Here is a 26072-nt window from a genome sequence, read left to right on the forward strand (position 1 = left end):
GGCGACAGTCTTTGCCGGCGGCTCACGATGATTTGTTTCAGCTGCGTTCCGGCCGAGCTGCGGTCTCACCCGTTCGTGATTTTTCGTTTGGACCCGGAAGGATTATTCGTACGTTCATATCTCAGAGCCTTCGGTTCCAAAACGCCGCCGGCCCTGAAAAAGAGGTGCAGGTGAATGTCCCCCCGTTTCTTGATTTCGCTGATCGCCGGCGTTGCTTTTGCAGGCTCGCTGCAGGCCGAAGACGGCAAGCCCAAAGGCGTCGTCGAGCTTTTCACGTCGCAAGGCTGCTCCTCCTGTCCTCCCGCTGATGCCGCCTTCCGCAAGCTGGTGAACCAGGGCGACGTCATCGCGCTCGCCTACCACATCGATTACTGGAACTATCTCGGCTGGGCCGATACGCTGAGCTCCAAGGAAAATACCGAGCGACAGTATGGCTATGCCAGGACGATGGGTCGCAGCAACGTCTATACGCCGCAGGCGATCGTCAACGGACGCGGCCATTTGGCCGGCGCCGATCTCACCGGCATCAACAGCAAGATCGACACCTACAGCAGTGAAGGCAATGGGCTGACCGTTCCCATCAGCGCGGCGATGCGCGGCGATGAGCTGGAGATCAAAATCGGCGCCGGGCAGGGCAAGGCCAATGTCGTCATGGTCTATTTCGACAAGGAAAAAACGATCGACGTCGAAAAAGGCGAAAACAGCGGCAAGAAGATCTCTTATCTGCACAGCGTCACCAACGTCGAAACCGTCGGCATGTGGGACGGCAAGGCGACCAGTCTGACGCTGCCGGCGAGCGTCCTGCAGCGGCCGCAGCTCGAGGGCTGCGCGATCCTGCTGCAGTCGGCGACGGCCGACGGCGATCCGGCAGCAATTCTCGGCGCAACCGTGGTGATGGCGGGAAAAAATATCTGATATTTCACCTGTTTACGGGTGAAATGCCGGGCGGCCCGGCCGAGCGTATTCGGGGCTGGGGTTAAGGTCGATACGCTCCGCCGGGCCCTTTGGCGCGCTGGCGCCAAACCGGGATGCATAAATCCCCTGCAAATGAGGCGCTGTTTTGACTGAAATGCGGCACGGGGGAGAAAGCATTGCTTGGTCCCCAGCGAAGGTGCCTGGACGTGCGGCGCTGCGGCACTACCGAATGTGAGGGGCCGCGCTCTTGCAATTTGCGGCAGCTCGGGCAAACTGTCACTCTCCTGTCACAAGCGGAGGCCTTGGAGACCTGATGACAGATCAGCCGGATTTGCGACACGGCGAAAGCCGCTCCGTCGACAATAGTTCCTCGGTCGTCGTCGATCTCAGGGAGTACAAACAAAGCAAGGACTCGCTTCCGGTGACCTTCCACCGGCGCGAGCTGGACGCGATCCTCTGGATCTACGGCCGCATGGTCGGCGAGGGGGAATGGCGCGATTACGCCATCGACCACCTGAAGGACAGAGCAGTCTTTTCCGTCTTCAAGCGCTCCGGCGAGATGCCGCTCTTCCGGATCGAAAAGAACCCGAAGCTTGCCGCCAAGCAGGGCGCCTATTCTGTCATCAACGTCAACGGCATGATCCTGAAGCGCGGGCACGAGTTGAATCAGGTCCTCAAGGTGTTCGACAAGGCCTTGAAACTCGTCGATAAATAATTCTCATCAGCCCGCAAACAGCGTACCGGGATAGGTGGAGGGATCCGGATCGGTCGTCATGCCCTCGCCGAGGCTGCGCTGCATGAGCATCGTGTCCAGCCAGCGGCCGTGTTTGTAGCCGGTACCCTTCATCAGTCCGACCTCCACAAAACCTGCCTTGAGATGAAGCGCGATCGAGGCCGGGCTCGCGCCGCCGATGACGGCTACCATCTGACGAAAGCCAAGCGCGGTGCAGCGGTCGATCAGCACGGCCATCAGGGCCTTGCCGATTCCACGGCCGCGGGCTTCGGGCGCCAGATAGATCGAATCCTCCACCATCCAGCGATAGGCGGGGCGGGTGCGGAAGGCCGACGCATAAGCGTAGCCCAAGAGTTTCCCGTCAGCATCGGCTGCGGCGATATAGGGGTATTGCTGGCTGACGATCGCGGAAAAACGCTGGGCCATTTCGGCCTCGGAGGGCGGCGCGATCTCGTAGCTTGCAACGCCGTTCAGGACCGAGTCGCGATAGATCTCCGTAATGGCGGGGATGTCGGCTTGGGAGGCGTCGCGCAGGAGGAAGGACATCGGGCGGCAGGTCCATCGGAAGAGCAGGCTCCTCTAAAACCACCCCTGCGAAACCGGCGCAACAAAAAAGGCGGCCGAAGCCGCCTTTTCGATCTCAATGCGCCTGTTATCTGCGGTTGCCCATGAACTGCAGCAGGAACATGAAGAGGTTGAGGAAGTCGAGATAGAGCGTCAGTGCGCCCATGATCGCCTTGCGACCGGCGACAGCGACGTCATCGGCTTCGAAGTAGAGTTCCTTGATCCGCTGCGTGTCGTAGGCGGTGAGGCCTGCGAAGATCAGCACGCCGATCACCGAGATCGCGAACTGCAGCGCGGATGATGCCAGGAAGATGTTGACGAGCGAGGCGATGATCAGGCCGAAGAGACCCATGATCAGGAACGAACCCATCGCCGACAGGTCACGCTTCGCCGTATAGCCGTAAAGCGACAGCGCGCCAAAGGAGGCGGCGGTGACGAAGAAGGTCTGAACGACGCTCTGGCCCGTATAGACCAGGAAGATTGACGAGAGCGACAGCCCTACCAGGGCGGCGTAGATCCAGAAGGTGGTCTGGGCGGCGGACACGCTCATCTGATGAATGCGGAAGCTCAGGAAGAAGACGACCGCAAGGGGGGCAAGGATCACGACCCAGCGCAACGGCGACTGGAACAGAAGCGCGCCAAACTGGGTGAGCTGGCCGTCCTGGACCGCGAAGTTGAATCCGAGATATGCGGCCACGCCGGTGATCGCCAGGCCCAGCGCCATCAGGTTATAGACCTTGAGCATATATGCGCGCAGGCCTTGATCAATCATCTCGCCGGTCTGGACGCGGCTTTGATAGTTACGAAGATCAGCCATAGTTTCCTCTTACAAGCTCCGAAGGAGATACGGTGTCGGGGTTCTCGACCCGGGCGCCGCTGCGGAGCTCCAGCATGCCTGCAGACAATATGAGGCTTTCGCCCTTGGCAAACAAGGGCCTTGCAAAGGAGCGGCCGGTTAAATCGCCGTAAGGTGAAGGCTTTGGGGCGGCGCCAGAGCGGTTCAGCTTTTCACGGAAACGCAGAAGCGCTCTAACCTTTTGGATATATGCAATCCCGCAAAAGCGCTTCGCGCTTTGCCTGGGACAACCGCTTCGCACTTTTCCTGGAATTGCTCTCAAAGCTCGCGCAGCACGGGCGCGGCCTTCTGGCCGAGGATGCGCCAGGTGCCGATGAGGCCGATGCCGACTGTGAGCACGAGTGCCGTCACCAGCGTCAGTCCTGCCACATCAGGCAGGAAAGCAGACGGCAGTCGCATGATGCGGGCGACGATGAACCAGGCGGCGATACCGCCGGCAAAGAGTGCGAAGATCGCGGTTGCCAACCCGAGGATCAGATATTCGTAGCTGAAGGCACGAATCAGCATGGCGCGCGTGGCGCCGAGCGTCTTCAGCACCACCGCGTCGTGGGTGCGGGCCCTGTTGCCGGCGGCGAGCGCCCCGGCAAGAACAAGAATCGAGGCGATGAGCGCCACCGATGCTGCTGCTCGGATCGCGGTCGCAAGCTGGGCGACGAGCTGGTTGACGATGTCGATCGCGTCCTTGACGCGCACGCTGGTGATCGTCGGATAGGTATTGGTGACGGATTTGAGGATTGCCGCATCTTCGGCCGGCGTCGAGGAGGGATCGGTCAGCGTCGCCAGCCAGGCATGCGGGGCGCCGCGGAAGGTGTTCGGCGAGAAGACCATGACGAAATTGATCGACAGCGATTCCCACTGAACGCGGCGCAGATTGGCGATCTTGGCCGTGATATTGCGTCCCAGCACGTTGACTGTGACGCTATCGCCGATCTTCAGGCCGAGCTCGTGCGCCTCTTCGGAGGAGAAGGAGACGAGCGGCTCGCCGCTGTAATCCTTGTCCCACCAGCTGCCTTCAGTGAGCGCTGCATTTTCCGGCAGCGTGTCGGCGTAAGTGATGCCGCGATCGCCGTTCAGCACCCAGCGGCCGGCGGCCGGCACATTCATCTTGGCGACGTCCTCGCCGTTGAAGGCGACGATCCGGCCACGCAGCATCGGCACTTCCATCAGCTTGCCCTTCGGCGCCTGTGCCTGGACAAGATTGCGGAAGGCGTCGACCTCGGCACTCTGGATATCGACGAAGAAGAAGTTCGGTGCACCCTCGTTCATGCGGCCGGTCAGCTGCTGGCGCAGGTTGCCGTCGATCAAGGTCAGGGTCACCAGCAATGCCAGGCCGAGGCCGAGCGAGAGCACCACTGATGGCGTCAGCGCGCCCGGGCGGTGGATGTTGCCGATCGCGAGCCTCAGCGCCGGCGAGTGAACGCGCGGGCTGCGGCGCGCGAGCCAGGCGATCAAGGCGGCGACGAGGCGCAGGACGACGAAGGCGAAGACGATTGCGCCGACGAAGACGACGGCGATGAAGCGATCATAGGCGGCGAGGATGGCAAGGCCGGCAAGCGCTGCCATGAAGAGGGCGGCAAGCAGGATATAGGGCCAGGACGGCAGACGGCGGGCCTCGAAGCCCTGCTCGCGGAAGAGTGCGGTCGCTGGCACTTCGCGGGCATGGCCGAGCGGCAGAATGGCGAAGGCGAGCGTCGTCAGGATGCCGAAGAGCGTCGCAAGCAGCAGCGCGCCGGGATAGAGTGTCGGCGCCGTTGAGACCGGCAGGAATTGCACCAGGAACTGCGCCGCAAAGATCGGCGACAGGGCGCCGATGGCGAGGCCGGTCATAATGCCGCCAAGGGCGATGATGGCGATCTGAAAGAGATAGATCAGAACGACGACGGCGGCCGGAGCGCCGAGGCATTTGAAGGTGGCGATTGTGGTGCGCTTGGAATCGAGGAAAGCACGCACGGCATTGGCGACGCCGACGCCACCGACGATCAGCGCAGTCAGGCCGACCAGCGTCAGGAATTGCGAGAAACGGATGATGTTCTCGGTGAGCGAGGGTGCTGCGCGGTCGCTGGTGCGGATCGCCCAGCCGGCGGAGGGAAACTCCTTGGAGGCGCGCGCCTGGATGCCAGACATGGCGCGCTTGTCTTCCAATCGGATCTTATAGGCGTGTTCGACCAGGCTTCCGGTCTGGATCAGCCCCGAGGCTTTGAGCGCCTGGCGGCTGACGAGCAGACGCGGCGCAAAACCAAAGCCTTCCGACAGCGCGTCCGGCTCGGTTTTGACAGTGCCGGTAATGCTGAGCTTGACATTGCCGAGCAGCAATTCGTCGCCGACCGCAAGGCCAAGCCGATCGAGAAGCAGCGGGGCGGCGACCGCGCCATAGGTGCCGCCTTGGCCGGAGAGCAGGGCTGCAAGCGGATAGTCCGGTTCGGCGACGAACCTGCCGTAGAGCGGATAGGCGTCGTCGACGGCCTTGACCTCGACCAGCGCCTGATCGGAACCGTCGGGCTTGCGGGCCATCGAGCGCAGCCCCGTTGAAGCCGAAACGGTTCCCAGGCCCTGAAGGAAGCTCATTTCCTGAGGTGTCGCCTGGCGATTGTTGAGTTCGAAGCGGACGTCGCCCGCCAGCAACTCCTGCCCCTGCGAGGCGATCGTGTCGGTGATCGACTGCGAAACGGAATTGACGGCAGCGATCGCCCCCGTGCCGAGCGCGATGCACGCCAGGAAGATGTAGAAGCCGCGGATGCCACCGCGTAGCTCGCGGAGCGCCAGGCGAAAAGCGAGCGCGACGCGTGGCGTGACCATGCTCATGCGATTGCCGCCTCGCTGCGGCGGGCGGCGCTGTCGCCCTCGATCCTGCCGGAACGGACGCGGATCTGGCGCGAGCAGCGGTTTGCAAGCGAGACGTCGTGGGTGACGAGAAGCAGGGTCATGCCGCGCTCGGCCTGCTTGGCGAAGAGAAGGTCGGCGATCTGTCGGCCCGTCTCGGTATCGAGATTGCCTGTGGGCTCGTCGGCGATCAGCAAGGCGGGCGAGGGAGCGAGCGCCCTGGCAATCGCCACGCGCTGCTGCTCGCCGCCGGAAAGCTGGCCGGGATAGTGGTTCAGCCGTTCGCCGAGGCCGACCGAACTCAGTTCGCGATGGGCGATTTCGAAGGCGTTGCTGATATTGGCGAGCTCCAGCGGCACCGCGACGTTTTCCAGCGCCGTCATGTTGGCGATCAGATGGAAGGACTGGAAGACGATGCCGATGTTGCGGCCGCGGAAATCGGCGACCTCATCCTCACTCAGGGCGTGGAGCGGCGTGTCGTTGATATTGATTTCGCCGCTGTCGAGCTTTTCCAGTCCGGCAAGCACCATCAGCAGAGTGGATTTGCCGGAACCGGAAGGGCCGACGATGCCGACGGATTCGCCGGCGGCGATATCGAGATCGATGCCCTTCAGAACATGGACGGAGGCGGCCGCACTGCCAAGGGTGAGATCGGCACCCTTCAACTCGATGATGGTTTTTGCCAACAGAAATCGCCCTATATTAATCTCTAACGCAATGGCCGCATAACGGCACTTCGCCAATCTAGGGAAGCCAGAATGAGATTTAAAGTTGCCGCGCTTCAATTCACCGTCATCGCGGTGTCGCTGATCTTTGCCGTTGGAGCGAATGCGCGGACGATCAACCTCGTCGGGTTCGGGGACAGCCTGATGGCGGGTTATCAACTGCCACCCGGCGAGGGCTTTCCGGAAAAGCTGCAGGCGGCGTTGAAGGCCAAGGGGCTCGACGTTTCCATTGCCAATGCCGGGGTCTCGGGCGATACCACGACAGGTGGGCTTGCCCGGATCGACTGGTCGGTCCCCGACGGCACCGATGGCGTTATCCTCGAGCTTGGTGCCAACGATGCGCTGCGCGGTATTCCGCCGGAAGAGAGCGAGAAAAACCTCGACCAGATGCTCGCCCGGCTGAAGGAGCGCGGCATTGCCGTGCTGCTTGTCGGCATGATGGCCCCACCCAATATGGGGGCAGACTATGCCGCACGCTTCAATCCGATTTATCGGAAACTTTCGGAGAAATACGGAGTTCGGCTTTACGACTTCTTCCTTGACGGCGTGGTGCTCGATGCAGGGCTCAAACTCAGCGACGGCATGCATCCGAATGCGAAGGGCGTGGATGTCATGGTTCAGAAGATGGAAGCTGATGTCACAAATTTCATCGATACGATTTCTTCTGTGAAGAATTAGGGGCTTGCACGGCAATTGATTGCGTGATTCCGTGTAAGCACCTGCAAAAGATTCGGGGAGTGCTCGTTATGCCGAGACTGTTTACCGCCCTCGAAATTCCGCGCAATGCGGCAATGAGCCTTTCATTGCTGCGCGGTGGCCTCCCCGGAGCACGATGGATCGATGTGGAGAATTACCACATCACGTTGCGCTTCATCGGTGATGTCGACGGCCGCACGGCCGATGAAGTCGTTGAACGCCTCGACCGGATCGATCGGCCGGAATTTCAGTTCCGGCTCGAAGGCATCGGGTCCTTCGGTTCGAAGAAGCCGCATTCGGTCTGGGCAGGCGTTTCTCACTCGCCTGAGATGTACGCCCTGCAGGCCGAGATCGAACGGATCTGCCAGCGCATCGGCCTGCCGCCGGACCCGCGCAAGTTCACGCCGCATGTGACGCTGGCCCGGCTGAAATCCTCGCGGCTCGACGATGTCGTGCAATATCTGAGTGGGCGCGGCAACTTCCACACCGCGACCTTCACGGCGCCGCGTTTCGTGCTGCTTTCATCGCGCGAATCGGTCGGCGGCGGACCCTATCTCACCGAGGAAGTGTTCCCGCTGCACGAAGTACGTTCGGCGACCAGCGTTTCGAGCAGGCTGCTGCAGCCGGTCAAGAGCCTGGTATAGAGCAGCTCGAAACCTTCCGGACCGCCATAATAGGGGTCGGCAATGTCCTCCCCCGTTCCCAGCGCGACATCGCCGAACAGCTGGATATTCGCCTCGGGAGAGGCGATCCTGTTGAGTTCCGCCATGTTGTCGCGGTCCATGGCGACGATCAGATCGGCACTGACGAAATCGATCGAACGGATGCGCCGGGCACGTTGCCCTGCTATGTCGATGCCATGGTTGCGGGCAACAGCGATCGAACGGCGGTCGGGCGGTTCGCCTTCATGCCAGCCGCCGGTGCCGGCGGAATCGATCGTGAAACGATCGGTCAGCCTCGCCTCGGCGACAAGGTGGGTAAAAATTCCCTCCGCAAGCGGAGAACGGCATATATTGCCCATGCAAACGAAGAGGATGCTGATGTCTTTTATCGGTAACCTGCTGACAGATGAGAGGACCATGGCATGAAACAGGAAAGAGTGGAACGGGCCGCGGCCGAGGCACGAATGGCCGAGCTTTCAGGCTGGGCGCTCAACGATGCGGCCTCTTCGATCTCGAAAACGTTCAAGTTTTCAAATTTCATCGAGGCCTTCGGTTTCATGACGCAGGCAGCGATTACGGCCGAGAAACTCAACCACCATCCCGAATGGTTCAACGTCTATTCCCGGGTGGATGTGACGCTGAACACGCATGATGCCGGCGGACTGACGGAACTGGATTTCAAGCTCGCCAGGGCGATGGACAAGGCGGCAGCACGCGGTGCCGTTTGAAAACGAGCGCTGATTGAAAGCCGAAGCGCCATCACCATATGTTCGCATGGACGAAAGGATGTCAGGGATGGACGAGGTCAAATTCGGGGAAATCCTGCTGCCGGGCGATGAGGACACCCAGAGCCGGCGGGAGGAAACCGTACGGCAGAAGTTCTGGCCAACCTTCCGCCGGGCCGTGCGGCAGATTCCCTTCTCGCGCGACGTCGTCGCCGGTTTCTACTGTGCGCTCGATCCGCAGACGCCGACCAAGGTGCGGGGCGTGCTGCTTGCAGCGCTCGCCTATTTCGTCATGCCGGTCGACATGATCCCGGATATTTTCGCCGTCATCGGCTTTTCTGACGACATCGCCGTGCTTTCCGCCGCCTTCGCCATGGTGCGCGGTCATATTCGGCCGAGCCATTACGACGCGGCGGACCGCGTCCTTGCCGACCGGCCCGTGGACACGATGAAAACGATTTGAAGGCCGCGGCGCGGTTCACACCCGAGTTCCTGTTCGGCCTCGCCGGATGTCATCTTCTGGCGCATCAGCCAGCTCTTCACGCGCGGCGCGAAATAGTCGAACAGAATGGAAAAGGCCTGCTGGTCGCGATCGTCCGCGACGGCTTTTGCGAGGGCAGCGAAACGCTGTCTTTCCCAGGCATCCATGTCGTCTCACCAGCCCCCTGCGGCGAAAATTTCGTCCCGGATTTCCAAAGTCTTAATGAGGTACGGCGGATTTTTGAAAGGTCAAACTCTTGCCTGAATCTTTGTGTCTTAAGTTCAGCCGAACGGCCAGCCGTGCCATTGGTGCACCGGCATCGCAGCCGATTTCGGCAAGGGGCAAAAGTGGTAGTCGAGCTGAAATGACACAGGCACATACAAATCGCAGCTATTGTTGACCATTTGGTAACCTGAATTAAGTCAAAATAAAGCAGATCGTGATTATGCGGCGCCCGCTATGATCGCTTCGGGCCTTGAATCGCAAGAACCGGCAGGAATCCATGTTTGTAAGAAGTATCGTATCCGCCCTCGCCCTTACCCTGACAATGGCCGGAGTGGCGGCAGCGCAGCAGGCCGCGCCGACCCGCATTCAGCAGTTCCAGGCATGGGGCGCCTATTCCTATAAGTCGGGCAACAGCACCGTGTGCTACGTGCTGTCGGTTCCAACGGCAAAGCAGCCGGCAAGCGTCGACCACGGTGACAATTTCTTCATCGTTTCGCAGCGTCCGGGCCAGAACATCTCCTATGAGCCGCAGGCGATGATGGGCTATACGGTGAAGGAAAATTCGAAGATCAACGTCGTGATCGACAACAAGACCTTTGTCATGTTCACCAAGGACAAGGCCGGCTGGGTCGAGAATGCTGCCCAGGAGCCGGCCCTCGTCGCGGCGATGAAAACCGGCCATTCGATGACCGTGAATGCGGTTTCGCGCAAAGGCACCGGCACGTCCTACAGCTACTCGCTCTCGGGCATCTCGGCGGCGCTCAAGCAGATCGAAAGCTGCAAGTAAGCGGTTTTGTTGAGAGAGTTCAAAAGGCCGGCCTTGCGCCGGCCTTTGTTATTTCCATCTATAGTGACGCGCAGCCAAAATGATGCTAAAGGCCGCGTAAACAGCGGACAGTTCGCGATATCAGTCGCCGTCCGCGATCAATTTCTGCCAATGTGCCGTCATGCGCCCGCAAGTCTTCCGGATCACACCGTGAAGTCAGCGGCTTGCGGAACGGTTACGTGTTGAATTCGGGTGAAAGACTATGTCCGTCATGGATGCGATCGTCGTCAACAAACCTCAGGCCGAGCGCCCGTCTTCCGGCGCCGAGAAGCCGTCGTTGATCGGGCTCTCCCGGGAAGAGATGGCGGCGGCGCTCCGGGAAAAAGGTGTACCCGAAAAGCAGGTCAAGATGCGCGTCTCGCAGCTCTGGAACTGGATCTATGTGCGCGGCGTCTCCGATTTCGACCATATGACCAATGTCGCCAAGGATATGCGTGAAATGCTGAAGACGCATTTCACCATCGCGCGTCCGGAAATCGTCGAGGAGCAGGTATCGAACGACGGCACGCGCAAATGGCTGCTGCGTTTTCCCGCGCGGGGCGCAGGCCGCCCAGTCGAGATCGAGGCCGTCTACATTCCGGAAGAGGGCCGCGGCACGCTCTGCATCTCAAGCCAGGTCGGCTGCACGCTGACCTGTTCATTCTGTCATACCGGGACACAGCGCCTGGTGCGCAACCTGACGGCGGAGGAAATTCTGTCGCAGCTGTTGCTCGCCCGCGACCGGCTCGGCGACTTCCCGGATCGTGAAGCGCCGCAAGGCACGATCATGCCTGCCGAGGGCCGCAAGGTCAGCAATATCGTCATGATGGGCATGGGCGAGCCGCTCTATAATTTCGACAGCGTCAAGCAGGCGCTGCTGATCGCCACGGATGGCGACGGCCTGTCGCTGTCCAAGCGCCGCGTGACGCTTTCCACCTCCGGCGTCGTGCCGGAGATCTTCCGCACCGGCGAGGAGATCGGCGTCATGCTGGCGATTTCGCTGCATGCGGTGCGTGACGATCTGCGCGATATTCTGGTGCCGATTAACAAGAAGTATCCGCTGAAGGAGCTGATCGACGCGTGCAAGGCCTATCCAGGCCTCTCCAACGCGCGGCGCATCACCTTCGAATATGTGATGCTGAAGGATGTCAACGATAGCCTGGAGGACGCCAAGGGGTTGATCAAGCTCCTGAAAGGCGTGCCGGCGAAGATCAACCTCATTCCGTTCAATCCCTGGCCCGGCACCAATTACCAGTGTTCGGATTGGGAGCAGATCGAGAAATTCGCCGATTTCATCAATTCGGCGGGTTACGCTTCGCCGATCCGTACACCGCGCGGGCGCGACATCCTTGCCGCCTGCGGCCAGCTGAAATCGGAATCCGAACGCATGCGCAAGACCGAGCGCCTGGCCTTCGAGGCGATGATGATCGCCAATCACGGCGCCGACGACTGATCAGCAAGTTTGATCCTCGCTACAATTCTCCTGCATTGATTTAAGCATGCGCTTTTCCTAATAGTGCCGCCAAAATCATTCAGGAGGACACCCATGCGCTCGATTCTGCTCGCTCTTGCCGCCACTTTGGCGCTTTCCCTGCCCGCCAAGGCCGATAATGTGACCGTTGCCGTGACGGCGATCGTCGAGCATCCCGCGCTCGATGCCGCCCGCAAGGGCGTTCTCGACGTGCTGACAGCGGCCGGCTATAAGGAAGGCGAGAACCTGAAATTCGTGTTCGAATCGGCGCAGGGCAATCCGGCGACGGCAGCCCAGATTGCCCGTCAGTTCGCCGGCGACGAGCCCAACGTCATCGTGCCGATCTCCACGCCGTCGGCCCAGGCCGTCGTCTCGGCGACGCGCGACATCCCCGTCGTCTTCACCGCCGTTTCCGATCCGCTCGGCGCCCAGCTCGTCAAGAACATGGAGAAGCCCGGCGGCAATGTCACCGGCCTTTCCGACATGTCTCCCGTCGCCGAACATTTGGCGCTGATCAAGGAGATCGTGCCCAGGGTTAAAACGATCGGTTATCTCTACAATTCTGGTGAGGCGAATTCCGTTTCGCTGCTCGCAGTGTTGAAGGCCGAAGCCGAGAAGGCCGGCTTGACGGTCGTGGAATCGGCGGCCACCAAGTCGGCCGAGGTTCAGGGTGCGGCGCGCGCCATCGTCGGCCGTGCCGATGCGATCTATGTTCCGACCGATAACACCATCATTTCCGCGCTCGAAGGCGCCGTCGCGGTTGCCGAAGAGAGCAAGCTGCCGCTCTTCACCGCCGATACGGATTCGGTATCGCGCGGTTCGATCGCCGCCCTTGGCTTCAACTATTACGATGTCGGCAAGCAGACGGGCGAGATCGTCGTTCGTGTGCTGAAGGGCGAGAACCCGGGCGACATCGCGGTCAAGACCGCTGCCGGCAGCGATCTGGTGGTCAACAAGGCCGCCGCGGCCAAGATGGGCGTCACTTTGCCCGAGAGCGTACTTTCGCGCGCCAACAAAGTCATCGAATAAGCGCTCGTCGTTCCTTCGACCATTCACATTCAGCCGCTCCCGTTTGCACGGGGGCGGCTGAAGTATTAAAAGGCTGCGGTTTCGCGACGGGCGGAACGGAAACAAAAGGGGCTGAAAGCCTTGAGCCAAATCGCATTCTGGGGGGCCGTCGAGCTCGGCCTGGTCTATTCCTTCGTCGCTCTCGGCGTCTATCTCGCCTTCCGCGTCCTCGATTTTCCCGACCTGACGGTGGACGGTTCCTTTCCGCTCGGCGCGGCGGTGACCGCGGTGCTGATCATTGCCGGCGTCAATGCCTGGTTCGCGGCGCTGATCGCGATGGCGGCGGGTGCGGCGGCCGGCATGGTGACGGCGCTGCTCAACGTGCGCTTCAAGATCCTCAACCTGCTGGCCTCGATCCTGACGATGATCGCGCTGTTTTCCGTCAACCTCAGAGTGATGGGAAAACCCAACGTCGCCCTCATCAACGCCGATACGATGATCAGCCCGTTCTTCGGCCATGGCCTGCGCGATTTCTACGTGCGGCCGCTCTTCGTCGGCGTTCTCGTCATCGTCGCGCTGATCCTGGTCTGGCGCTTCCTGGAAAGCGATGCGGGGCTTGCCATGCGCGCGACCGGCGCCAATGCGCGCATGGCCCGCGCCCAGGGCGTCGACACCAGCCGGCAGATCTATCTCGGCATGGCGATTTCCAACGCGCTGGTGGCGTTCGGCGGCGCCTTGTTTGCCCAGACCAACGGCTTTGCCGACGTCACTTCGGGCGTCGGCACGATCGTTGTCGGGCTTGCCGCCGTCATCATCGGCGAGACGCTGCTCGGACGCCGGGGTCTACTGATCGCGCTTGTCGGGTGTGTGCTCGGCTCGATCCTCTATCGCATCGCCATCCAGCTGGCGCTGTCGAGCGACGTCATCGGCCTGCAGGCCTCCGACCTCAATTTCGTGACGGCAGTGCTGGTGACCTTCGCACTCATTCTTCCCCGTCTTCGCCGAGGTGCCGCATCGTGATCAGCGTTAGGGATATCAAGGTCGTCTTCGGACGCGGCACACCGCTGCAGAAGCAGGCGCTGAACGGCGTCAGCCTGACTATCGAACAAGGCTCCTTCGTCACCGTCATCGGCTCCAACGGCGCCGGCAAATCGACGCTGCTCGGCGTGCTCGCCGGTGACGTCATCCCGAGCGAAGGACAGGTGCTGATCGGCAAGAGCGACGTGACGCGCAAATCAACGGCGGCGCGCGCCGGCCTGGTGGCACGCGTCTTCCAGGATCCGCTGACCGGCAGCTGCGGCTCGTTGTCGATCGAAGAGAATCTTGCTCTGGCTGCCAGGCGCGGCGAAAAGCGCGGGCTTGTGCCGGCGCTTGGCGGCAAACGTCGGGACTATTTCAAGGAGCGGATCGCCGAGCTCAATCTCGGGCTGGAAAACCGGCTGAAGGATCGCATGGATCTGCTCTCGGGCGGGCAGCGGCAGGCGGTGTCGCTCGTCATGGCGACACTTGCCGGCTCCGAAGTGCTGCTGCTCGACGAACATACGGCGGCCCTCGATCCCGGCATGGCCGAGTTCGTGATGAACCTCACGCAGAAGATCGTTGCCGAGCGTAGGCTGACGACGATGATGGTCACGCATTCCATGCGTCAGGCGCTTGATTACGGCCACCGCACGATCATGCTGCATGGCGGCGAGATCGTTCTCGACGTGGCGGGTGACAGCAGGAAAGACCTGCAGGTCGAAGATCTGATCGCCATGTTCCGCAAGATGCGTGGCCAGACGCTCGACGATGATGCTTTGCTGATCGGCTGAGCCGACAGCGTGCTGATTGGCTGAGCCGACCGCGTGCCGATCGGCGAAGCCGATAGCGGCCTATCGCGCTTGGGTGAGCAGGATTTTGGCGGCGAAGACCGAGAAGACGCCGGCGAAGGTATAGTCCATGCCGCGCAGAACCTTCTTGTTGTTCTGCAGCCAGGACGCCAGCCAGTCGGCGGCAAAGACGACCGCGGCATTGACGGGCATGCCGATCAGGATGAAGCAAAAGCCGAGAAACAGCAGTTTCTGCGTGACGGCGGGATCGCCGGCGCTGACGAATTGCGGCAGGAAGGTCATGAAGAAGATGATGACCTTGGGGTTCAGGAGATTGACCCAGAAGCCGGATGAGATGTTGGCAAGAGCGGTGCCCTTCTGCGTCTCGGCCTTGGTGACGATCAGCTTCGAGCCGAAGCGGATGGCCTGCACTGCGAGCCAGAACAGATAGGCCGCGCCGCCGGTCTTCAGGATCAGGAAAGCAGTCGGCGAGGCAGTGATCAGCGCCGAAATGCCGAAGGCGACCAGCATGGTGTGGACGACGATGCCGAGGCTGGTGCCGACGACGACGAAGAGGGCAGACTTCTTGCCTTGGGCGAGCGAACGACTGATCGACAGCGTCATATCAGGACCCGGAGTCGCCGCAAGCAGCAGCGTCGCGGCGGCAAAGGCGAGAAGGGTCGGCAGGCTCGGCAGGAAATCCATGGCACGCTCTGAAAGCTGGAAAGTCAGGGTGATTTCTTATCCGGCCTTCAGAAAATTACCAATCAAACCTTCTCATGCGCGTCGCACTAAACTTGATTCATACGACGCGCATTCGCTGTTTGTTTTGTGCATGTCGTTATCCCGGGACCGCTGCACACTTCCGGGCGACATGCAGTGCCACCGATTACTTCTCTTCGAGGAAGGCCTTGAACTTGTCGGCGTAATCCTTGTGCCAGCGCGACAGCGGCGGGCGGTTCTCGATGATGTCGCCGGCCGCCCAGGCCATACGGCGCTCGTCGAGGGGACGGGCGACGTCGTTGTCGGGGCAGAGGATATAGAAATCGCCGCGTTCCAGGCTTTCGACCATGAAGTCGACCGTCTGTTCCGGTGTCCAGGCGCCGGCCGGCTTTTCCGCGCGGTCGCCCTTGGTGAGACCGGTGAAGACGAAGCCGGGGATCAGCAGATGCGCGGAGATCTTCGCGTCTTTGGTGTTGCGAAGCTCATGCTCGAGCGCTTCGGTAAAGACTTTCACGCCAGCCTTGGAGATGTTGTAGGCGGGGTTGCCCGGCGGCGTGGTGATGCCCTGCTTGGAACCGGTGTTGATGATTACACCAGGCTCGCCGTGGGACAGCATCTTCGGCCCGAAGACGCGCGTGCCGTTGACGACGCCCATCAGGTTGACGGCAAGGATATGGTCCCAATTGGCCTGCGCGCTAAAGATCGAGGTCTCCGGACCGATCCCGGCATTGTTCATCAGCACATGCACACGGCCAAAACGCTGGAGCACGGCGCGTTCGAGCGCCTCCAGGGAGTCGCGGCTGGCGACGTCGGTCTCAACCGCCATCACATCCTCTTCGCCGGCAATGGCTTTGAGCTCCTCGGCTGATTTGGCCAGCCGATCGCCGCCGAGATCGGCGATGACGACGCTCATGCCGCGTCCGGCAAAATATTTCGCCGCCGCAAGCCCGATGCCGGAAGCGCCGCCGGTGATGACGGCAACATTGGACTTCTTGAAAATATCTTGAATATTCGTCACGGCTCAGCCTCTCCTGGGAGCATTGTTCGGACGTTGCCGAATATGGTAGTTTCAAAGTGCAAGTCAAACCTGCGAGGTACCCGTACGTGGCCAAGGTCGTGTCCATCAGAATCGATGAACAGATGGAGGAATTTATCGGCAATCAGCTCGATCAGGGAACCTATGGCTCCGCAGACGAGGTGACCGACGCTGGCTTGAGACTTCTGCAGCGCGAGGCAGAGCTTGCGGCAGTCGAGGCGGCCATTATCGAAGGTGAGAAATCCGGCAAGCCACGGCCTTTTGATTTTGATGCTTTTATCCAGAGCAAGCGAGCCCGACACGGCCGCCAATGAAAGTGCTCGTTTTCTCGCCAGCTGCTGTCGATGATATCGACAGGATTTATGACTATACCGAAGAGAAATGGGGCCAAGGTCAAGCGGAGGACTATATCCTCGCGCTCCGGGATGATTGCGAGGCGCTTGCAGCGCAGACAAAGCGGGCCGCCAAATCATTCGCTTGAGAAACGGATACACCGCCCTGTCATTTCGCTCGCATTTCATCATTTACGCAGAGACGGAAGATGTGTTGACGGTTATTCGCATTCTGCATCGGCGCATGAATATTGCTGCCCATCTTTAAACTAGGCTTGCGGTACCCGGCTTGCCCTTGCGTCACGCGCCAATCTCGCTAAAAGTGCCGCGACACCGGGTTTTCGCCGGCCTTTATGCAACGGACCTCATCATCATGGCATCATACAAAGACGTGAAGAAAGTCGTGCTCGCCTATTCCGGCGGCCTCGACACCTCGATCATCCTGAAGTGGCTGCAGACGGAACTCGGCGCCGAAGTCGTCACCTTCACCGCCGATCTCGGCCAGGGCGAGGAGCTGGAGCCGGCGCGCAAGAAGGCCGAAATGCTCGGCATCAAGGAGATCTACATCGAGGACGTCCGCGAGGAATTCGTGCGCGACTTCGTCTTTCCGATGTTCCGCGCCAATGCCGTCTACGAGGGCGTCTACCTGCTCGGCACCTCGATCGCCCGTCCGCTGATCTCCAAGCATCTGATCGATATCGCCCGCAAGACCGGCGCCGATGCGATCGCCCACGGCGCAACCGGCAAGGGCAACGACCAGGTTCGCTTCGAGCTCTCCGCCTATGCCCTGAACCCCGACATCAAGATCATCGCGCCCTGGCGCGATTGGGCGTTCAAGAGCCGCACGGAGCTGCTCGCCTTTGCCGAACAGCACCAGATCCCGGTCGCCAAGGACAAGAAGGGCGAGGCTCCCTTCTCCGTCGACGCCAACCTTCTGCATTCCTCTTCCGAGGGCAAGGTTCTCGAAGACCCTGCTCAGGAGGCGCCGGAATATGTGCATATGCGCACGATCTCGCCGGAAGCCGCGCCCGACAAGGCGACGGTGATCAAGGTTGGCTTCCGCAAGGGCGATGCCGTCTCCATCAATGGTGTCGAGATGTCGCCGGCGACGCTGCTCGCGACGCTCAACACCTACGGCCGCGACAACGGCATCGGCCGTCTCGATCTCGTCGAGAACCGCTTCGTCGGCATGAAGTCGCGCGGTGTTTACGAAACGCCCGGCGGCACGATCCTGCTCTCGGCGCATCGCGCCATCGAATCGATCACGCTCGACCGGGGTGCGGCCCATCTCAAGGACGAGATCATGCCGCGTTACGCGGAGCTGATCTATTACGGCTTCTGGTTCTCGCCGGAGCGCGAGATGCTGCAGGCGCTGATCGACAAGAGCCAGGAGCATGTCGAAGGCGAAGTGACGCTGAAGCTCTACAAGGGCAACGTCATGGTCATCGGCCGCGAGAGCGAAAAGTCGCTCTATTCCGACAAGCTCGTCACGTTCGAGGACGACCAGGGCGCCTACGATCAGAAGGACGCGGCCGGCTTTATCAAGCTCAATGCGCTGCGCCTGCGCACGCTCGGCAAGCGCAACCTCGCGAAGTAATCGCGAATTCGTCTTCGGACGGACATCAGCCCGCCGGCATTGCCGCGCGGGCTTTTTTATGGAATGCGTGGCAAGCGCGCCAATACCTCTCGGGGCATTCAAGATGACCGGATTGCGCCAACAACGGTCATCATCGACTGAATCGCTGTTCCCGCGCCATTCGCCTGCGTCCGGGCTTTGCCGACACCCTCTCCGCGAACGGTCAACAATCCCAGTTGACACGATCGTAAAATAGTGTCACTGACAGAGACATTAATGCATTGTGAGAGACATAATGTCCCAACAGTCGCCCACACGAAAATACAGCTCTCCCTTGCGGGAGTCGCAGGCCCAGGAAACACGGGAGCGCATCCTGCGCGCCACCTCAGATCTTCTCAACGGCAATGCGTTCGCGGACATTTCCATGGACGATGTCGCGCGGTCTGCCGGGGTAGAGAGGCGAACGGTGTTCCGACATTTCGCAACGAAGGAAGCGCTGTTCGACGCGTTCTGGGTCCACATTAATCAAAGCATGAATGCGGCGACCCTTCCGACGACCCTGGAGGAGCTTCTTCGCTCGCCCCTCGACGCCTTTTCGCAGTTCGACAAGAACGAAGGTATCATTCGCGCCAGCCTTCATACGCCCACGGGTCACGCCATGCGGATGCGGACGGTCAAGACACGGCGCATCGCGTTCCGGACGTGCCTTGAAGAGGCTAATCTGGATGTAAATTCCAAGAACGCCCGCAAGGTCGAGGCGCTCTTCCACCTTCTCTACAGCGCCAGCGCCTGGGAAACGCTTAAGGACTACGGCGGATTGACGGGGAAGGACGCGGGACAGGTCGCGTCTTGGGCGATGCAGGCGCTGTTGAAGGCGGTCGAGACCGACGAGAACTGATCACACACATGCCGGCGAGAGCCGGCCTAACGATGGAGACGATGATGGATCAAGCATTCAAGACACGAGACACTGCGGACGCCCTTTGGGTCATTCGCGACAAGGTGCAGTTCATGGGCGAAGTGCCGGAGAAGGGCTTGTCCATCCTGGAGGTGACCGTGCCCCCCGGTTCCGGTACACCGCCGCACAAGCACGAATCCGTGGAGATATTCCGGGTCCTGAGCGGCGAGATCACCTTCACGGTGTTCGACAGCGTACCTCCCTCGCAAATGGTCGCGCGGCCCGGCGACGTTCTCACCCTGCGCTCCTTCCAGCCGCACAATTATGCCAATACCGGAAGCCTCCCCGCGCAGATGATCGCCGTCGTGGAAAACTCGATGAGCCACTTCTTCCGCGACGTCGGCCAGAGCGAAGTCCCGCCAGACGGCCCCCCTTCGGCGGAGGAAATCGGCGCGGTATTGGCGGCGTGCCAGAGGCACGGTATTGAGGTCCTGGGCAGCTGATGGATGGCCGGGCGACGGCACATCCGCCGCCCTTCCAATCGACAACGACCCGTTGCGGAAGCGCCCCGGACGCGGCGGCGGGCTCGAGCCCGGCCGACGCCAACCGGAAGGTGTTGACGACATGCAGATTGCGAATTGGAGCGGTTCAGCTTTTCACGGACGCGCACAACCGCTCCGACCCTTTCATGGCCGTGTCACCGCCCTTGACGGATGCCTGCCATCGCTTAATTTGCTCCGGTTATTCTTCGGAGCATTTCCATGACGCAGTCCCTGCTTTTCGGCGCCTTTCTGGCGGCGCTGTTCTACGTGCTCATACCAGGCCCCGCCTTTCTGCAGCTGCTCGGCATCGGCGCCGGGCAGGGGCGAAAGGCCGGCGCCTTGTTCATGATGGGGCATCTGGTCGGGGATCTCATCTGGTCGTCGCTGGCGCTGATTGCGATCGTCGGGGCAAAGACGATCGGGACCTTCGTCTTCGATCTGCTCGGGCTCGCCTGCGGCTTCTACCTCGCCTGGATCGGCTGGGGCGCCGTCAACGCCAAGCCGAAAGCGGATGGGCAGGCGCTTGTCGTGATCGAGCGGCCGTTCCGGCGTGGCCTGATTTTCGGCGTCACCAACCCGAAGGGTTATCCGGTTGCTCTCGCCACCTTCACCGCGCTGGTCGCAGGCTCGGCCGGCGCGCTCGATTTCGAGGCGCTGCCGGTGCTTCTCGTTGCGTCCTTTCTGGGGTTCGTGACCGCCGACATCATCCTGATCGGCGTCATCGGCGCGGGTGCGGTGCGGCGCTTCTATCGCGCACATGAGCGGCTGATCGTGCGCTCGTCCGGTGTGCTGTTCATGGGCTTTGCCGCCCAGGCGCTATGGCACGCAACGCCAGGCCTCATCGGTTGGCGCAAGGCCTGACTTAGAACCAGATGATCATCCTGTTCTAAACTAGATAATGAGAGCATGATGTCGTCCGAAAATCGCTCAGACTTTTCGGCATCATGCTTTGATCAGCCATCCAGAAAGTTTACGATTGATTTCAGCGTCTGAACCTCATGAGGATCGCCGATCGACATGGCGACTTGCAGCTGGTTCTTATAATAATCGAGGAAATTGAAACTCGTGCCGTCGGTGACGCTGGAGAGATCAATGATATTGCCCAGTGGATCGATCGCATGCATCGGCAACGGTTCGGAGATCGCGGCGTAAGTGTTTTGATCGATCAGGCCGCTATCGAAGCTTTGGCGGGCGTAGTTGCGCAGCTCGCCAGGGCTGACGGCGGTGAAATCCGGCCCCTCGTCGAGATTATCTTCGATGTAGAACGAAACCGGGGCCGGAGCCTTGGTCTCGATTTGAATATCGGCAGTCTTCGAATTTCTTGCGTTATTAGGATTGTTTTTAAATAGCAAACTCTGAGAAGACCGCAGGGAAAAAATTTCCATGGCGCATGTCCCCTGGCAGGAAGATCACCGGAAAACTAGCGCCTGTGCCTGATTCGCGTCAATCGTTAACAAATGGTTAATTTTCAACTGTCAAATCTTGTCAACCGGCTTTGGTTGACGTGCGTCAGATCGCCGAACGAGGCAAAAGGCCCCTTGCGACGACATACCAATTCCGTGATGGCTCTCCTATATTGACCATCCCCGCATACCAAAAGGAATTCTCCGATGGCTTCTCCCCATGATTTCAATCCGGCGCTCGTCAACTGGGACGCTCTCCACGGCCTGCCACGGTTCGATGCCGTTGCTGACGGTGACTTCGCCGCCGCCTTCGACGCGGCGCTCGCCGCGCATGAACAGGAGATCGACGAGATTGCCGGAAACAGCGATGCGCCGACCTTCGACAATACGGTGGTGGCGCTGGAGATTGCCGGCGATGCACTCTCGCGCGTTTCGGCGCTGTTCTGGAACAAGGCGGGCGCACATACCAACGAAGTCATCCAGGCGCTGGAGCGCGAGATCTCGCCGAAAATGTCACGCCACTATTCAAAGATCGGGATGAACGCCGCGCTCTTTGCCCGCATCGACACGCTTTGGGAGACGCGCGAGAGCCTGGGGCTGACGCTGGAGCAGACGCGGGTGCTGGAACGCCATTGGAAGGGTTTTGTCAAATCCGGCGCCAAGCTCGAAAAGCCCGAGCAGGAGAAACTTGCGGCGATCAATGAAAGGCTCGCGGGCCTCGGAACACAGTTCGGTCAGAACGTGCTGGCCGATGAGAAGGCCTGGGCGCTCATTCTTTCCGAGGGCGCGGAACTCGACGGACTGCCGGAATTCCTGCGCGACGCGATGGCGGCGGCGGCGCGCGAACGCGGTGAGGAGGGCAAATATGCGGTGACGCTGTCGCGCTCGATCATCGAGCCGTTCCTGACCTTTTCGGAGCGCCGGGATCTGCGCGAACAGGCTTTCAATGCGTGGGTGGCGCGCGGCGCAAACGGCGGGGAAACCGACAACCGCGCCGTCATCAAGGAAACGCTGGCGCTGCGCCATCAGGTGGCGAAGCTGCTCGGCTACGGCAATTTTGCCGAGCTGAAACTCGACAACACGATGGCGAAGACGGCGGATGCGGTGAACGGCCTGCTGCGGGCGGTCTGGGCGCGGGCGGTGAAACGCGCCGGCGAGGAAGAGGTCGACATCGCGGCGCTGATCGCCGAGGAGGGCCGGAACCACGAGGTAATGCCCTGGGACTGGCGCCACTACGCTGAAAAGATCCGAGCCCGGAAGTTCGATTTTTCCGAGGCCGAGCTCAAGCCCTATCTGCAGCTCGAAAAGATCATCGACGCCTGCTTTGACGCGGCCGGCCGGCTGTTCGGCATCCGCGCCGTCGAGAAGAAGGGTGTCGCGGCCTATCATCCCGACGTCAGGGTGTTCGAAATCCGGGATCGGGACGACAGGCTGGTCGCCCTCTTCCTCGGCGATTATTTCGCCCGCAGCTCGAAACGCTCAGGCGCCTGGATGAGCTCGCTGCAATCGCAGCACAAGCTGCAACTGAAAAACGGCCGCCGTGGCGAGTTGCCGATCATCTACAATGTCTGCAACTTCGCCAAACCCGCTGAAGGCAAGCCCGCGCTGCTGTCGCTCGACGATGCCCGCACGCTGTTTCATGAATTTGGCCATGCACTGCACGGCATGCTTTCAAACGTCACCTATCCCTCGGTTTCGGGCACCAGCGTCTCGCGCGATTTCGTCGAGCTGCCTTCGCAGCTTTACGAGCACTGGCTGACGGTTCCCGCCATCCTCAAGGAATATGCCGTGCATTTCGAGACAGGCGAGCCGATGCCGCAGGTGCTGCTCGACAAGGTGCTGGCGGCTCGCACCTTCAATGCCGGTTTCAACACCGTCGAATTCACCTCGTCGGCGCTGGTCGATATGGCGTTTCATACGCGCGAAGCCGTCGATGACCCGATGGCGGTACAGGCGGAGGTGCTGGCCGAGATCGGCATGCCGAAGTCGATCGTCATGCGCCATGCCACACCGCACTTCCAGCACATCTTCTCCGGCGGCTATTCGGCCGGCTATTACTCCTACATGTGGTCGGAAGTTCTCGATGCCGATGCCTTTGCCGCCTTCGAGGAGACCGGGGATGCCTTCAACGGCGAGATGGCGCGCAAGCTCAAGGAGAATATCTATTCCACCGGCGGCTCGCTCGACCCCGAAGATGCCTACAAGGCCTTCCGCGGCAAGCTGCCGAGGCCGGATGCGATGCTCGTCAAAAAGGGACTTGCGACCTTCGAGGAATTGACAGGCAGCGACGCATAAGACAGTTTGATAACACGTTTCGATGCAGCATGGCGGCAGCCATGCCGCAGCTTTTGCGCGTTCCCCTCTTTCGCAAACGCAAAAAAAACTGTATGGACGCGCCAAACCAATAGGCGCGTCCTCAAGAGCGTGCGCCGCAGCCTCAGAGATTTCACATATGGCACTCCGCAATATCGCGATCATCGCGCACGTTGACCATGGCAAGACGACCCTGGTGGATGAGCTTCTCAAGCAGTCCGGCTCGTTCCGCGAAAACCAGCGCGTTGCCGAACGCGTGATGGACTCGAACGATCTCGAAAAAGAACGCGGCATCACCATTCTCGCCAAGGCGACCTCGGTCGAGTGGAAGGGTGTCCGGATCAACATCGTCGATACACCCGGCCACGCCGACTTCGGCGGTGAGGTCGAGCGCATTCTCTCGATGGTGGATGGCGCCATAGTTCTCGTCGACTCCTCCGAAGGACCGATGCCGCAGACCAAATTCGTCGTCTCCAAGGCGCTGAAGGTCGGTCTTCGCCCGATCGTCGCGATCAACAAGATCGACCGTCCCGATGGCCGCCACGAAGAAGTCATCAACGAAGTCTTCGATCTTTTCGCCAATCTCGACGCGACCGACGAGCAGCTCGACTTCCCGATCCTCTACGGGTCGGGCCGCGACGGCTGGATGAACGTCAATCCGGAAGGGCCGAAGGACGAGGGTCTTGCACCGCTTCTCGACCTGGTGCTCAAGCATGTTCCAGAGCCGACGGTCGAAGAAGGCCCGTTCCGCATGATCGGCACCATCCTCGAAGCCAACCCCTTCCTCGGCCGCATCATCACCGGCCGTATCGCATCGGGCTCGATTAAGCCGAACCAGGCCGTCAAGGTTCTCGGCCAGGATGGCAAGCTGATCGAAACCGGCCGAATCTCCAAGATCCTCGCCTTCCGAGGCATCGAGCGCACGGCGATCGACGAAGCGCACGCCGGCGACATCGTCGCGATCGCCGGCCTCTCCAAGGGCACCGTCGCCGACACTTTCTGCGATCCGGCCGTCTCGGAAGCCATGAAGGCGCAGCCGATCGATCCGCCGACGGTTACCATGTCCTTTATCGTCAACGACAGCCCGCTCGCGGGCACCGAAGGCGACAAGGTGACGAGCCGCGTCATCCGCGACCGTCTCTTCAAGGAAGCCGAAGGCAACGTCGCCCTGAAGATCGAAGAAGCCGAAGGCAAGGATTCGTTCTACGTGTCCGGCCGCGGCGAACTTCAGCTCGCCGTTCTCATCGAAACCATGCGTCGCGAAGGCTTCGAGCTTGCCGTGTCGCGTCCGCGCGTCGTGATGCACAAGGATGAAAGCGGTCAGCTTCTGGAGCCGATCGAAGAAGTCGTGATCGACGTCGATGAAGAACATTCCGGTGTCGTCGTGCAGAAGATGTCCGAGCGCAAGGCCGAAATGGTCGAGCTGCGTCCGTCGGGCGGCAACCGTCTTCGACTGCGCTTCTACGCACCGACCCGTGGCCTGATCGGCTATCAGTCGGAGCTGCTGACGGATACGCGCGGCACGGCGATCATGAACCGCCTGTTCCACGACTACCAGCCCTACAAGGGTGTGATCGGTGGCCGCGTCAACGGTGTGCTGCTCGCCAACGCCTCCGGCGAAGCCGTCGCCTATGCGATGTTCAACCTGGAAGATCGCGGCCCGATGATCATCGAGCCGGGTGAAAAGGTCTATGCCGGCATGATCATCGGCATCCATTCGCGCGACAACGACCTCGAAGTGAACGTGCTGAAGGGCAAGCAGCTCACCAACATCCGCGCCGCCGGCAAAGACGAAGCGGTAAAGCTGACGCCGCCGATCCGCATGACGCTTGATCGCGCGCTCTCCTGGATCCAGGACGACGAACTGATGGAAGTGACGCCGAAGAACATTCGTCTGCGCAAGATGTATCTCGACGCCAACGACCGCAAGCGTTTCGAAAAGTCGAAAGCTGCCCTCTGAGGGCTCGCAAATATGCTTTGAAAACCCCGGCCTTCGAGCCGGGGTTTTTTATTGTGCGCTGCGCTGATTCCGACTTGTGACAATCGTTAAAAAAGCGTTAAATTTTATCCGTCGTCCACATATCAAGTCTGTGGGCAATCGATCACGATGCGCTCGCCGCATATGGTTAATTGCCCGCGGCGGGACCAGAGTAAACGTTATGAAGACGTTGTCGATCGATGTCCGGCGGGCCGAACCGCACGATGCCCGAGCCATTTCGGAAACGCACAGGCTCGCCTGGCAACACACCTATGCGGGCATCATTCCGCATCGCGCGCTGACGCAGATGATCGAGCGGCGCGGCGAAAACTGGTGGCGCAAGGCAACACGCGGACCCGCGACATTGTTGGTTCTCGATGTCGCGGGGACGGTCGCCGGCTATGCGACGCTCGGTCTCAATCGTGCCCGCGCGCTTCCGCAGGAAGGCGAAATCTACGAGCTTTATCTTCGCCCCGAATATCAGGGCATCGGTCTCGGCCACATGCTGTTCGGCGAGGCGCGCCGGCTGTTGAAGTCGCTTGGCTGCAACGGGCTGGTCGTCTGGTGCCTTGAAGAAAACGAGGCCGCCAGCCGCTTCTACCGCCATCATGGCGGGACCGATTTCTGCGAAGGCATGGAAAATTTCGACCACAAGCAGTTGAAGAAGATCGGTTTCATCTGGAACTGATCGGCCTGCTCGATCGTCGCACACCTCTCCTCTAACGTTTTTTGCGGCATCGCGCCGATGTCATCACGCATCGGTGATCTGCCGTGTTG

General features: G+C 60.7%; 28 protein-coding genes and 1 pseudogene. 20 read left to right on the forward strand and 9 right to left on the reverse strand.

The window, feature by feature from the left end; genetic code table 11:
* Positions 1 to 174 precede the first annotated feature (174 nt).
* Both QWJ46_RS08760 and QWJ46_RS08765 read left to right on the forward strand, forming a co-directional pair.
* Entirely contained in the window at positions 175 to 915 is a 741-nt protein-coding gene (locus tag QWJ46_RS08760) for a thioredoxin family protein (protein WP_184454745.1), read from the forward strand.
* A 313-nt stretch (positions 916 to 1228) separates the two neighbouring features.
* Entirely contained in the window at positions 1229 to 1630 is a 402-nt protein-coding gene (locus QWJ46_RS08765) for a DUF2794 domain-containing protein (RefSeq protein ID WP_184454747.1), read from the forward strand.
* Between the two features lie 6 nt (positions 1631 to 1636).
* On the opposite strand, the gene QWJ46_RS08770 is transcribed toward QWJ46_RS08765, so the two are convergent.
* From QWJ46_RS08770 to QWJ46_RS08785, 4 genes are all read right to left on the reverse strand, one after another.
* Complete coding sequence (locus QWJ46_RS08770; protein WP_184454749.1) at positions 1637 to 2194, reverse strand: GNAT family N-acetyltransferase; 558 nt, start codon at positions 2192 to 2194, stop codon at positions 1637 to 1639.
* Between the two features lie 106 nt (positions 2195 to 2300).
* Positions 2301 to 3029, reverse strand: a complete 729-nt coding sequence (locus tag QWJ46_RS08775; RefSeq protein WP_085860654.1) for a Bax inhibitor-1/YccA family protein — start codon at positions 3027 to 3029, stop codon at positions 2301 to 2303.
* 297 nt (positions 3030 to 3326) lie between these two features.
* A complete protein-coding gene (locus tag QWJ46_RS08780; protein WP_302750719.1) occupies positions 3327 to 5870 on the reverse strand; it encodes an ABC transporter permease in 2544 nt (847 codons plus the stop codon).
* A complete protein-coding gene (locus tag QWJ46_RS08785; protein ID WP_064805499.1) occupies positions 5867 to 6574 on the reverse strand; it encodes an ABC transporter ATP-binding protein in 708 nt (235 codons plus the stop codon). The genes QWJ46_RS08780 and QWJ46_RS08785 overlap by 4 nt, the downstream gene beginning before the upstream one ends.
* Before the next feature lie 72 nt (positions 6575 to 6646).
* On the opposite strand from QWJ46_RS08785, the gene QWJ46_RS08790 reads away from it, so the two are divergent.
* Together QWJ46_RS08790 and thpR are read left to right on the forward strand one after the other, a co-directional pair.
* Positions 6647 to 7291: an arylesterase gene (locus QWJ46_RS08790; RefSeq protein ID WP_302750721.1), complete on the forward strand. Its 645-nt coding sequence runs from the start codon at positions 6647 to 6649 to the stop codon at positions 7289 to 7291.
* 68 nt (positions 7292 to 7359) lie between these two features.
* Positions 7360 to 7953: an RNA 2',3'-cyclic phosphodiesterase gene (gene thpR / locus QWJ46_RS08795; protein ID WP_184454755.1), complete on the forward strand. Its 594-nt coding sequence runs from the start codon at positions 7360 to 7362 to the stop codon at positions 7951 to 7953.
* On the opposite strand, the gene QWJ46_RS08800 is transcribed toward thpR, so the two are convergent.
* Positions 7860 to 8360, reverse strand: a complete 501-nt coding sequence (locus QWJ46_RS08800) for a low molecular weight protein-tyrosine-phosphatase (protein WP_302750884.1) — start codon at positions 8358 to 8360, stop codon at positions 7860 to 7862. The two genes, thpR and QWJ46_RS08800, sit on opposite strands and share 94 nt — an antisense overlap.
* A 33-nt stretch (positions 8361 to 8393) precedes the next feature.
* Between QWJ46_RS08800 and QWJ46_RS08805 the strand changes: the two genes are divergently transcribed.
* Positions 8394 to 8699 carry a 4a-hydroxytetrahydrobiopterin dehydratase gene (locus QWJ46_RS08805; RefSeq protein WP_184454758.1) on the forward strand — a complete coding sequence of 102 codons (306 nt, stop codon included), beginning with the start codon at positions 8394 to 8396 and terminating at the stop codon, positions 8697 to 8699.
* A gap of 67 nt (positions 8700 to 8766) precedes the next feature.
* Positions 8767 to 9159, forward strand: coding sequence for a YkvA family protein (locus QWJ46_RS08810; protein ID WP_184454759.1), 393 nt, complete (start codon positions 8767 to 8769; stop codon positions 9157 to 9159).
* 29 nt (positions 9160 to 9188) lie between these two features.
* Here QWJ46_RS08810 and QWJ46_RS08815 read toward each other — a convergent pair.
* Positions 9189 to 9344 (reverse strand): annotated as a pseudogene (locus QWJ46_RS08815) (RNA polymerase subunit sigma); the annotation flags it as partial.
* Positions 9345 to 9679: 335 nt separating this feature from the next.
* Between QWJ46_RS08815 and QWJ46_RS08820 the strand changes: the two are divergent.
* From QWJ46_RS08820 to QWJ46_RS08840, 5 genes are all read left to right on the forward strand, one after another.
* Positions 9680 to 10189, forward strand: coding sequence for an invasion associated locus B family protein (locus QWJ46_RS08820; protein ID WP_064805485.1), 510 nt, complete (start codon positions 9680 to 9682; stop codon positions 10187 to 10189).
* Between the two features lie 241 nt (positions 10190 to 10430).
* Positions 10431 to 11660 (forward strand): 23S rRNA (adenine(2503)-C(2))-methyltransferase RlmN, encoded by a 1230-nt coding sequence (gene rlmN, locus QWJ46_RS08825; RefSeq protein ID WP_302750723.1) that lies wholly within the window; start codon positions 10431 to 10433, stop codon positions 11658 to 11660.
* 93 nt (positions 11661 to 11753) lie between these two features.
* Positions 11754 to 12707 carry an ABC transporter substrate-binding protein gene (locus tag QWJ46_RS08830; RefSeq protein ID WP_302750724.1) on the forward strand — a complete coding sequence of 318 codons (954 nt, stop codon included), beginning with the start codon at positions 11754 to 11756 and terminating at the stop codon, positions 12705 to 12707.
* Between the two features lie 120 nt (positions 12708 to 12827).
* Positions 12828 to 13706 (forward strand): ABC transporter permease, encoded by an 879-nt coding sequence (locus QWJ46_RS08835; RefSeq protein ID WP_302750725.1) that lies wholly within the window; start codon positions 12828 to 12830, stop codon positions 13704 to 13706.
* Positions 13703 to 14497, forward strand: coding sequence for an ABC transporter ATP-binding protein (locus tag QWJ46_RS08840; RefSeq protein WP_302750726.1), 795 nt, complete (start codon positions 13703 to 13705; stop codon positions 14495 to 14497). The genes QWJ46_RS08835 and QWJ46_RS08840 overlap by 4 nt, the downstream gene beginning before the upstream one ends.
* Before the next feature lie 60 nt (positions 14498 to 14557).
* Here QWJ46_RS08840 and QWJ46_RS08845 read toward each other — a convergent pair whose 3' ends face one another.
* Positions 14558 to 15199, reverse strand: coding sequence for a LysE family translocator (locus tag QWJ46_RS08845; RefSeq protein ID WP_302750728.1), 642 nt, complete (start codon positions 15197 to 15199; stop codon positions 14558 to 14560).
* Between the two features lie 184 nt (positions 15200 to 15383).
* Positions 15384 to 16235: an SDR family NAD(P)-dependent oxidoreductase gene (locus QWJ46_RS08850; RefSeq protein WP_302750730.1), complete on the reverse strand. Its 852-nt coding sequence runs from the start codon at positions 16233 to 16235 to the stop codon at positions 15384 to 15386.
* A gap of 86 nt (positions 16236 to 16321) precedes the next feature.
* Between QWJ46_RS08850 and QWJ46_RS08855 the strand changes: the two genes are divergently transcribed.
* From QWJ46_RS08855 to QWJ46_RS08885, 6 genes are all read left to right on the forward strand, one after another.
* Positions 16322 to 16567: a type II toxin-antitoxin system ParD family antitoxin gene (locus QWJ46_RS08855; RefSeq protein ID WP_302750732.1), complete on the forward strand. Its 246-nt coding sequence runs from the start codon at positions 16322 to 16324 to the stop codon at positions 16565 to 16567.
* Positions 16564 to 16734, forward strand: coding sequence for a type II toxin-antitoxin system RelE/ParE family toxin (locus QWJ46_RS08860; RefSeq protein WP_302750734.1), 171 nt, complete (start codon positions 16564 to 16566; stop codon positions 16732 to 16734). The genes QWJ46_RS08855 and QWJ46_RS08860 overlap by 4 nt, the downstream gene beginning before the upstream one ends.
* Positions 16735 to 16958: 224 nt before the next feature.
* A complete protein-coding gene (locus QWJ46_RS08870) occupies positions 16959 to 18182 on the forward strand; it encodes an argininosuccinate synthase (RefSeq protein WP_038692790.1) in 1224 nt (407 codons plus the stop codon).
* Between the two features lie 274 nt (positions 18183 to 18456).
* Positions 18457 to 19059, forward strand: coding sequence for a TetR/AcrR family transcriptional regulator (locus tag QWJ46_RS08875; protein WP_302750738.1), 603 nt, complete (start codon positions 18457 to 18459; stop codon positions 19057 to 19059).
* Positions 19060 to 19100: 41 nt separating this feature from the next.
* Positions 19101 to 19562 carry a cupin domain-containing protein gene (locus tag QWJ46_RS08880; RefSeq protein ID WP_245422890.1) on the forward strand — a complete coding sequence of 154 codons (462 nt, stop codon included), beginning with the start codon at positions 19101 to 19103 and terminating at the stop codon, positions 19560 to 19562.
* A 258-nt stretch (positions 19563 to 19820) separates the two neighbouring features.
* Positions 19821 to 20462 carry a LysE family translocator gene (locus tag QWJ46_RS08885; RefSeq protein ID WP_302750742.1) on the forward strand — a complete coding sequence of 214 codons (642 nt, stop codon included), beginning with the start codon at positions 19821 to 19823 and terminating at the stop codon, positions 20460 to 20462.
* A gap of 92 nt (positions 20463 to 20554) precedes the next feature.
* Here QWJ46_RS08885 and QWJ46_RS08890 read toward each other — a convergent pair whose 3' ends face one another.
* The gene (locus QWJ46_RS08890) at positions 20555 to 20986 is read right to left on the reverse strand and encodes a hypothetical protein (protein WP_302750743.1); all 432 of its coding nucleotides are present in this window, start codon (positions 20984 to 20986) and stop codon (positions 20555 to 20557) included.
* Between the two features lie 225 nt (positions 20987 to 21211).
* On the opposite strand from QWJ46_RS08890, the gene QWJ46_RS08895 reads away from it, so the two are divergent.
* From QWJ46_RS08895 to QWJ46_RS08905, 3 genes are all read left to right on the forward strand, one after another.
* Positions 21212 to 23299: a M3 family metallopeptidase gene (locus tag QWJ46_RS08895; protein ID WP_302750744.1), complete on the forward strand. Its 2088-nt coding sequence runs from the start codon at positions 21212 to 21214 to the stop codon at positions 23297 to 23299.
* Between the two features lie 157 nt (positions 23300 to 23456).
* Positions 23457 to 25277, forward strand: coding sequence for a translational GTPase TypA (gene typA / locus QWJ46_RS08900; protein ID WP_184454774.1), 1821 nt, complete (start codon positions 23457 to 23459; stop codon positions 25275 to 25277).
* A gap of 199 nt (positions 25278 to 25476) precedes the next feature.
* Complete coding sequence (locus tag QWJ46_RS08905; protein ID WP_011427107.1) at positions 25477 to 25983, forward strand: GNAT family N-acetyltransferase; 507 nt, start codon at positions 25477 to 25479, stop codon at positions 25981 to 25983.
* The last annotated feature ends 89 nt before the right edge of the window (positions 25984 to 26072 follow it).

The organism is Rhizobium sp. CBN3 (genome assembly GCF_030518245.1).
GTDB lineage: Bacteria > Pseudomonadota > Alphaproteobacteria > Rhizobiales > Rhizobiaceae > Rhizobium > Rhizobium aethiopicum_A.